The following is a 7,766-nucleotide window of genomic DNA, read 5'->3' as shown; positions in this document are numbered from 1 at the left end:
AGGACGGGTAGAGCTTCAATAAAGGTGCTTTGGGAAGGATGGTTTAAACTACAAACCATCCTTGAAGGCTACGAACTCGCAATGTCTCTTGATCACTAGACTTGTGATCAAGAGACAGGCCTATCGCAGGCTCTTTTTCTTTCTCTTTAAAGAATGAATTCACTTACAATAACAACATCATGTCTAGGTTAGGTTCGCTATGGAACTGATCATCTCCCTTTTGCAACAAATGTGTGTTTACTTAGTGCTGGCTTATATGCTGAGTAAAACGCCAATCATTCTTCCCTTACTGAGCATTTCTTCTCGCTTAAGTCACCGACTCATTTGTTATGTGCTTTTCTCTGGTTTTTGTATCCTAGGCACCTACTTCGGTTTACAGATCAACGACGCGATAGCAAATACGCGTGCAATTGGTGCCGTGATGGGAGGACTGTTTGGCGGTCCTGTTGTCGGTTTTGCGGTGGGCTTAACTGGGGGGATTCATCGTTATACTTTAGGCGGTTTTATCGACTTAGCTTGTGCGATTTCCACAACAGCAGAAGGGCTCATTGGGGGGCTACTCCACGTTTACCTCATTAAGCGTAACAAAGGGGCAATGCTGTTTAACCCGAGCGTAGTATTCAGCATTACTTTTGTTGCAGAAATCGTTCAGATGGTGCTGCTGCTTGCTGTCGCCAAACCATTCAACCAAGCCTATGAACTCGTTTCAGCGATTGCAGCCCCAATGATCATCGCGAATTCCGTTGGTGCCGCTCTGTTTATGAGTATTCTGCAAGATCGTAAAACCATTTTTGAAAAGTATTCGGCGACCTTTTCCCGCCGAGCATTGAGCATCGCTGACCGCTCAGTTGGTATTCTTAGCACCGGCTTTAACAGCGAAAACGCCGATAAGATTGCCCGCATCATTTATGAAGAAACCAAAGTAGGCGCAGTCGCCATTACTGACCAAGAGAAGATTCTGGCTTTCGTTGGCATCGGTGATGATCATCATAGGCCAAATACTCCAATCTCATCGCAAAGCACGCTAGATTCAATGGAGAAGAACGACATCATCTACCTTGATGGCAGTGAACGCCCTTACCAATGCTCATTAGCGAAAGATTGTAAGTTGGGCTCTGCACTGATCATTCCTTTGCGCGCAGGTAAAGAGGTAGTGGGAACCATCAAACTCTATGAGCCAAAACGCAAACTGTTCTCTACTGCGAACATGTCAATGGCAGAAGGCATTGCTCAGCTTCTATCGAGCCAAATCTTGTATGGCGATTATCAGCAGCAGCAAACCCTACTGGCTCAGGCAGAAATCAAACTGCTGCACGCTCAAGTGAACCCACACTTTTTGTTCAATGCACTTAATACCATCAGTGCCATTACTCGTCGTAACCCTGATAAAGCACGAGAACTGATCCAAAACTTGTCGCACTTCTTCCGCAGTAACTTAAAACAGAACATCAATACGGTGACGCTGAAAGAAGAGTTAGCACATGTGGATTCTTACCTTTCGATTGAGAAAGCGCGTTTTACTGATCGATTGGAAGTCGAGATCGACATTGAACCAGAACTGCTCGATATCAAGCTACCGAGCTTTACTCTTCAACCGCTAGTTGAGAACGCCATCAAACATGGTATTTCCAATATGCTAGAAGGTGGCAAAGTAAAGATTTACAGCCAAACACACCCGCAAGGTGCACTGATAACGGTTGAGGACAACGCAGGAAGCTACCAGCCGCCAAAAGAGAATCATTCTGGTTTAGGCATGGAAATTGTCGACAAGCGCTTGTCGAATCAATTTGGGCGTGATTCAGCGCTAAAAATTACCTATCAGCAGCACCAATTTACTAAAATGAGTTTTATCATTCCCCACTCGCGATAAGCACAGTTAAAACGCATAAAGGTAATTTTGGATGTTAACCGCTCTCGTCATTGATGATGAACAGTTTGCTCGTGAAGAGCTGGCAGAACTATTGGCTGAAACGGGTCACATAGAAGTGATTGGCGATGCGTCAAATGCCATCATGGGGCTTAAGAAAATCAATGAGCTGAAACCGGATGTGGTCTTCCTAGATATCCAAATGCCTCAGGTGACGGGCATCGAGCTTCTGGGCATGTTAGATCCAGAGACCATGCCCTACGTGGTATTTGTGACCGCTTACGACCAATATGCCATTCAAGCTTTCGAGGACAATGCGTTTGACTATCTATTAAAACCGGTTGATCCATGCCGCTTAACAAAGACGGTGAAACGCTTAAATAAAGTCGTTAGCCAATCAGCTTTGACGCAACAAATCTCCCGCATTGCTCCTGATAGCCTTGATCAAATCCCATGCATTGGCCACAACCGCATTGTGATCATGGCAACCGAAACGATTGAGTGCGCTTACAGTGACATCAGTGGAGTGCATGTACGTTCCACCAGCCAAACAGCCAGCACACAACTCACGCTAAAAACCTTGGAAGAGAAAACCCCACTGGTGCGTTGTCATCGCCAGTATCTGGTGAGTATCAAAGCCATCAACGAGATTAGATTATTGGAAAATGGCCTAGCTGAAATCATCACCAAAACAGGCTTTGAGATCCCAGTGAGCCGCCGTTACTTAAAGGTGCTCAAAGAACTTCTGGGCATCAGTCACTAAGCTCAGACTCTGGCATAACTCGTGTAGAAATTCCCAATGAAAAAGGCGACCTTGTGGTCGCCTTTTTGATGTTTGACTCGTCTTAATCGACTTGTTTAATTTGTAGCTCTTTTGGCACTTCGAAGAACATGTTCTCTTCACGACCAAGCACTTCGTCTACCGCTTCTGCGCCAACCAGCTCTTTGATGCGATCTAGGATTTGGTTTACCAGCTCTTCTGGTGCAGATGCGCCAGCAGTCACACCAACTTTCACTTTGCCTTCAAACCATTCAGGCATGATGTCTTCTGGGCAGTCTGTTAGGTAACCTGGTGTGCCTAGTTTTTCAGCCAGCTCTTTTAAGCGCGTTGAGTTCGATGAGTTTTTAGAACCCACGACAACCATCACATCAACATCAGCAGAAAGCTCACGCACGGCATCTTGACGGTTTTGCGTCGCGTAGCAGATGTCGTCTTTACGAGGACCTTGGATGTCTGGGAATACGCGACGTAGCTCTTCAATTACGTCAGCAGTTTCATCAACAGACAGTGTCGTTTGGCTCACGTAGTGCAGATCCGATGGATCTTTCACGATCGCTTTTAGCTTCTCAACATCGGCTGGCGTTTCCACAAGGTACATACCGCCTGTATCACTTGAATACTGACCCATCGTGCCTTCCACTTCTGGGTGACCAGCGTGACCGATCAGTACCACTTCCATATTGCGACGGCTTGCACGTGCCACTTCCATATGTACTTTGGTTACCAACGGACAGGTCGCATCGAATACCGTTAGGTCACGAGACTTAGCTTCTTGACGAACAGCTTGAGATACACCATGAGCGGAGAAAATCACAATGTTGTTGTCTGGCACTTCATGCAGTTCTTCAACGAAGATAGCACCACGCTGTTTTAGACCTTCAACCACAAAACGGTTATGCACCACTTCATGTCGAACATAGATAGGTGGCTGATACATCTCTAGCGCACGCTCTACGATGCTAATCGCGCGGTCAACACCAGCACAGAAACCACGTGGGTTAGCTAACAGGATTTTCATTTCATTGCTCATGGAAGTTATCTTTTATTTGGTTCGCTATTCTACTGACAAAATTTCGACTTCGAAAGTCACGTCTTGTCCCGCGAGTGGATGGTTGAAGTCCACAGTTACTGAGTCGCCAGCAATCTCAGTGATGATGCCCGGGATTTCCATTCCATCAGGACCGCTAAATGCCATGATTGTGCCGACTTCAACTTCCGCTTCGCCAACAAATTTAGTGCGGTCCATATAGTGGATATGGTCTGGATTCGGCATGCCAAAAGCGTCAGCCGCTTTTAGTTCAATGGCTTTTTGCTCGCCTACTTGTAAGCCTAGTAGGCATTGCTCGAAGTTCTCACTCAAGCTACCGTCGCCCATAACGAACTTAGCAGGCTTGCCCATATTATGTGTGCTGTCCGCTACAGAGCCATCTTGCATTTTGATGGTGAAGTGCAGCGTTACTGCTGAATCTTGATTTATTGTTGTCACGTTACTGCTTCCTTGTTCTTGGATTTCCTGCGCTCTATCTGATCACGAGCTGTGATTGCTTTTTATTGTACGAAGATGCGCGGATTGGGCTCCAACATAATAAAAAGCGTCGTCCGAATCAACGGACGACGCTTAGGGTTATTCGATATATCGCAAAAGATTACTTATCAGCGTCCTTTTTGCGGAAACCATCAAGAATGATCATTGCCGCACCAATACAGATGGTGGTATCTGCAAGGTTGAATGCTGGCCAGTGGTAGTTACCCCAGAAGAAGTCTAGGTAATCAACAACAAAGCCGTGAACGACGCGGTCAAACACGTTGCCCACTGCACCACCAATAATCAGTGCGTAAGCGATGTTGTTCCATTTTTCCTTTGCTGGAAGCTTGCTCATCCAGTAGGTCAAAAGACCTGTCACAACAAACGCGATACCTGTGAACAACCAGCGCTGCCAACCCGCTTGATCGCTCAAGAAGCTGAATGCTGCACCGTAGTTATGAACATAAAGTAGGTTGAAGAATGGCAGCACCTCAATTCGGTTTGCCCATCCGTAGCCCATGTTGTCCATCACCACCAATTTGATGCCAATATCTGCAATAAATACCAGAATTGCTAACCACAGCCAGCGAACTCCAGATTGCTTTAACGTCAGTGCTTTTTCACTCATTACTTTACCTACAAACAGCCCCAGTAAATACTGGGGCTGTTAATTTTAAAAAAAGTTCAGTCGTTCTAGGCAATTACGCGAATTTACGTACTTCACCTTCGCCGTCTACGTTCGACACACAACGACCACAGATCTTCTCGTGACCTTCGATTGTGCCTACGTCTGGCGTGTGGTGCCAACAACGGTCACACTTCTCGCCTTCAGCTGCTGCTACTTCAACAAACAAGCCTTCGATATCTGTCGTTTGTGCTGCATCAGTCTTCTCACTTAGTGGCTTAACTTTCGCAGCAGATGTTAGTAGAACAAAGCGCAGTTCATCTTCAAGTTTGTTGATCTTCGCCGCTAGTGCGTCATCAGCAAATAGAGTCACTTCAGCTTGTAGTGCACCACCAATGGTTTTCTCTTTACGCGCATCTTCTAGAAGTTTGTTTACTGCACCACGAACCGCTTGGAGCTCAGTCCAGAATTCGTTGTTCAGCTCTTCACCTTCAGCAAGACCGAATAGACCATCGAACCACTCACCAGTGAATACGAACTTGTCGCGCTCGCCTGGCATTTCGTTCCAGATTTCATCTGCAGTGAACGACATGATTGGCGCCATCCAACGAACTAGCGCTTCTACGATGTAGTAAAGTGCAGTCTGACAGCTACGTTGAGCGTTGCCGCCACGTTTTGCTGTGTACTGACGGTCTTTAATAACGTCTAGGTAGAAAGAGCCCATTTCGATTGAACAGAATTGCATTAGACGCTGAGTCACACCGTGTGTGTTGTACTCTTCGTATGCTTTAACAATCTCTTCTTGTGCAGCTAGTGCACGACCAACCGCCCAGCGATCTAGCGCAACCATTTCTTCAACAGGAACGATGTCTGTTTCAGGATTGAAGCCGCTTAGGTTAGCAAGGAAGAAACGCGCTGTGTTACGGATACGACGGTAAGCATCTGCGCTGCGTTTTAGGATTTCATCAGAAACCGCAACTTCACCCGTATAGTCTGTTGAAGCAACCCATAGACGAAGAATGTCAGCACCTAGCTTGTTAGTTACGTCTTTTGGTGCAACTACGTTACCGATAGATTTCGACATCTTACGACCGTGACCGTCAACCACGAAACCGTGTGTCAGTACTTGTTTGTAAGGCGCTTCGTCTTTCATCGCGATAGATGAAATTAGAGAAGACTGGAACCAACCACGGTGTTGGTCAGAACCTTCTAGGTATAGGTCTGCACTGTTGCCGTTGTACTCTTCACGAGCATCAACCACAGAGAAGTGAGTCACACCTGAATCGAACCATACGTCTAGCGTATCTAGTACTTTTTCGTATTGGTCAGCGTCAGCACCTAGTAGTTCAGCTGCATCTACATCCCACCATGCTTGGATGCCTTTCTCTTCAACCAGCTTAGCGACTTTCTCGATCAGCTCTAGCGTGTTTGGATGAAGTTCTGCTGTTTCTTTATGAACAAACAGAGCAATTGGCACACCCCAAGTACGTTGACGAGAGATACACCACTCAGGGCGACCTTCGATCATACCTTCGATACGGCTTTGACCCCACTCAGGCATCCACTCTACGTTCTTGATTGACTCTAGTGCTTTAGCACGTAGGCCAGCTTGGTCCATAGAAACGAACCATTGAGGCGTAGCACGGAAGATGATTGGAGTCTTATGACGCCAACAGTGTGGGTAGCTGTGCTCGTAAGCGTGGTGGTGTAGTAGTGCACCTTTTTCTTTCAGTACTTCTACTACTGCATCGTTCGCTTTAAATACGTGCTGACCAGCAAATAGCTCTGTATCTGGTAGGTAAACGCCGTTTGAGCCAACTGGGTTTGCTACTTCTAGGTTGTACTTGTTACCAACCGCGAAGTCTTCTTGACCGTGACCAGGTGCAGTGTGAACAACACCAGTACCTGAATCAGTCGTAACGTGATCACCAAGGATCGCCGGTACAATGAAATCGTAGAATGGGTGTTGGAATTGAGAAAGCTCAAGATCCGCACCTTTAGCAAAGCCAAGGTTGTGGAAGTGCTCGATACCCGCACGATCCATTACGTCTTTCGCCAGCTCAGCAGCAACGATGATACGCTCAGCGTTGTCGCCTTCTGTTTGGATAAGCACGTACTCTAGATCATCACGTAGACATACTGCGCGGTTTGCTGGCAGTGTCCAAGGTGTTGTTGTCCAGATAACGATAGATACGTCACCGTGACCTTCATGACCTTCTGTCAGTTCAAACTTAGACAATAGTGCCGCTTCGTCAGCCGCTTTAAAACGAACGTCGATAGATGGCGATACTTTATCTTTGTACTCAACTTCAGCTTCAGCCAGTGCTGAGCCACAGTCTGTACACCAGTGAACTGGTTTAAAACCTTTCAGTAGGTGACCTTTGCTTGCGATCTTACCAAGAGCACGGATGATGTTCGCTTCAGTTGCGAAATCCATAGTGCGGTATGGCTTGTCCCACTCACCCATGATGCCAAGACGCTTGAAGCTCTCTTTTTGACCTTCAACCTGACCTGCAGCGTACTCACGACATTTCTCGCGGAACTCAGCTGCTGTCACTTTTTGACCTGGTTTGCCGACTTTCTTCTCTACCATCAATTCAATTGGTAGACCGTGGCAGTCCCAGCCTGGGATGTAAGGTGCGTCAAAACCTGAAAGTGTTTTGGATTTAATAATAATGTCTTTAAGAATCTTGTTTAGTGCGTGACCAATGTGAATGTCACCGTTCGCGTAAGGAGGGCCATCGTGCAATACGAATGACTTTTTGCCTTTCTTCGCTTTACGGATTTCACCGTAAAGATCTTCTTTGTACCAACGCTTAAGCATTTCTGGCTCACGATTGGCCAGGTTGCCGCGCATTGGAAACCCTGTTTCAGGTAAGTTCAGGGTATCTTTATACTCACTCATCGATTCTTAATTCCGTTATATTGGGCGAAAATTAGACATTATGTTGAACGGTGGAATAAACCG

General features: G+C 46.5%; 6 protein-coding genes. 2 read left to right on the top strand and 4 right to left on the bottom strand.

The features are described from left to right. The first annotated feature begins 199 nt into the window (after window positions 1-199). Together OQJ86_RS02335 and btsR are read left to right on the top strand one after the other, a co-directional pair. Window positions 200-1,870, top strand: a complete 1,671-nt coding sequence (locus tag OQJ86_RS02335; protein WP_265985791.1) for a sensor histidine kinase — start codon at window positions 200-202, stop codon at window positions 1,868-1,870. A 31-nt stretch (window positions 1,871-1,901) separates the two neighbouring features. After that, complete coding sequence (btsR, locus tag OQJ86_RS02330) at window positions 1,902-2,630, top strand: two-component system response regulator BtsR (RefSeq protein WP_265985788.1); 729 nt, start codon at window positions 1,902-1,904, stop codon at window positions 2,628-2,630. 82 nt (window positions 2,631-2,712) lie between these two features. Here the strand turns inward: btsR and ispH are convergent, their stop codons facing one another. The 4 genes from ispH to ileS form a co-directional block, all read right to left on the bottom strand. Continuing rightward, a complete protein-coding gene (ispH, locus tag OQJ86_RS02325) occupies window positions 2,713-3,678 on the bottom strand; it encodes a 4-hydroxy-3-methylbut-2-enyl diphosphate reductase (RefSeq protein ID WP_005440578.1) in 966 nt (321 codons plus the stop codon). A gap of 24 nt (window positions 3,679-3,702) precedes the next feature. Further along, on the bottom strand, window positions 3,703-4,134 hold the full coding sequence (gene fkpB / locus OQJ86_RS02320; RefSeq protein ID WP_038876251.1) for an FKBP-type peptidyl-prolyl cis-trans isomerase: 432 nt from the start codon (window positions 4,132-4,134) through the stop codon (window positions 3,703-3,705). A gap of 160 nt (window positions 4,135-4,294) precedes the next feature. Continuing rightward, a complete protein-coding gene (gene lspA / locus OQJ86_RS02315; protein WP_005440576.1) occupies window positions 4,295-4,801 on the bottom strand; it encodes a signal peptidase II in 507 nt (168 codons plus the stop codon). Window positions 4,802-4,874: 73 nt separating this feature from the next. Then, the gene (ileS, locus tag OQJ86_RS02310) at window positions 4,875-7,703 is read right to left on the bottom strand and encodes an isoleucine--tRNA ligase (protein ID WP_265985783.1); all 2,829 of its coding nucleotides are present in this window, start codon (window positions 7,701-7,703) and stop codon (window positions 4,875-4,877) included. Between the last annotated feature and the right edge of the window lie 63 nt (window positions 7,704-7,766).

Origin of the sequence: Vibrio sp. Sgm 5 (assembly GCF_026241575.1) — a bacterium.
GTDB lineage: Bacteria > Pseudomonadota > Gammaproteobacteria > Enterobacterales > Vibrionaceae > Vibrio > Vibrio jasicida.
The sequence above is the reverse complement of the archived record's forward strand: the minus strand, read 5'-3'. Positions and strand labels throughout refer to the sequence as shown.

Bases quoted from the DNA above. Each gene is read 5' to 3' on its own strand.
- OQJ86_RS02335 (WP_265985791.1), top strand. From the start codon at position 200: ATGGAACTGATCATCTCCCTTTTGCAACAAATGTGTGTTTACTTAGTG.
- btsR (WP_265985788.1), top strand. From the start codon at position 1,902: ATGTTAACCGCTCTCGTCATTGATGATGAACAGTTTGCTCGTGAAGAG.
- ispH (WP_005440578.1), bottom strand. From the start codon at position 3,678: ATGAGCAATGAAATGAAAATCCTGTTAGCTAACCCACGTGGTTTCTGT.
- lspA (WP_005440576.1), bottom strand. From the start codon at position 4,801: ATGAGTGAAAAAGCACTGACGTTAAAGCAATCTGGAGTTCGCTGGCTG.
- ileS (WP_265985783.1), bottom strand. From the start codon at position 7,703: ATGAGTGAGTATAAAGATACCCTGAACTTACCTGAAACAGGGTTTCCA.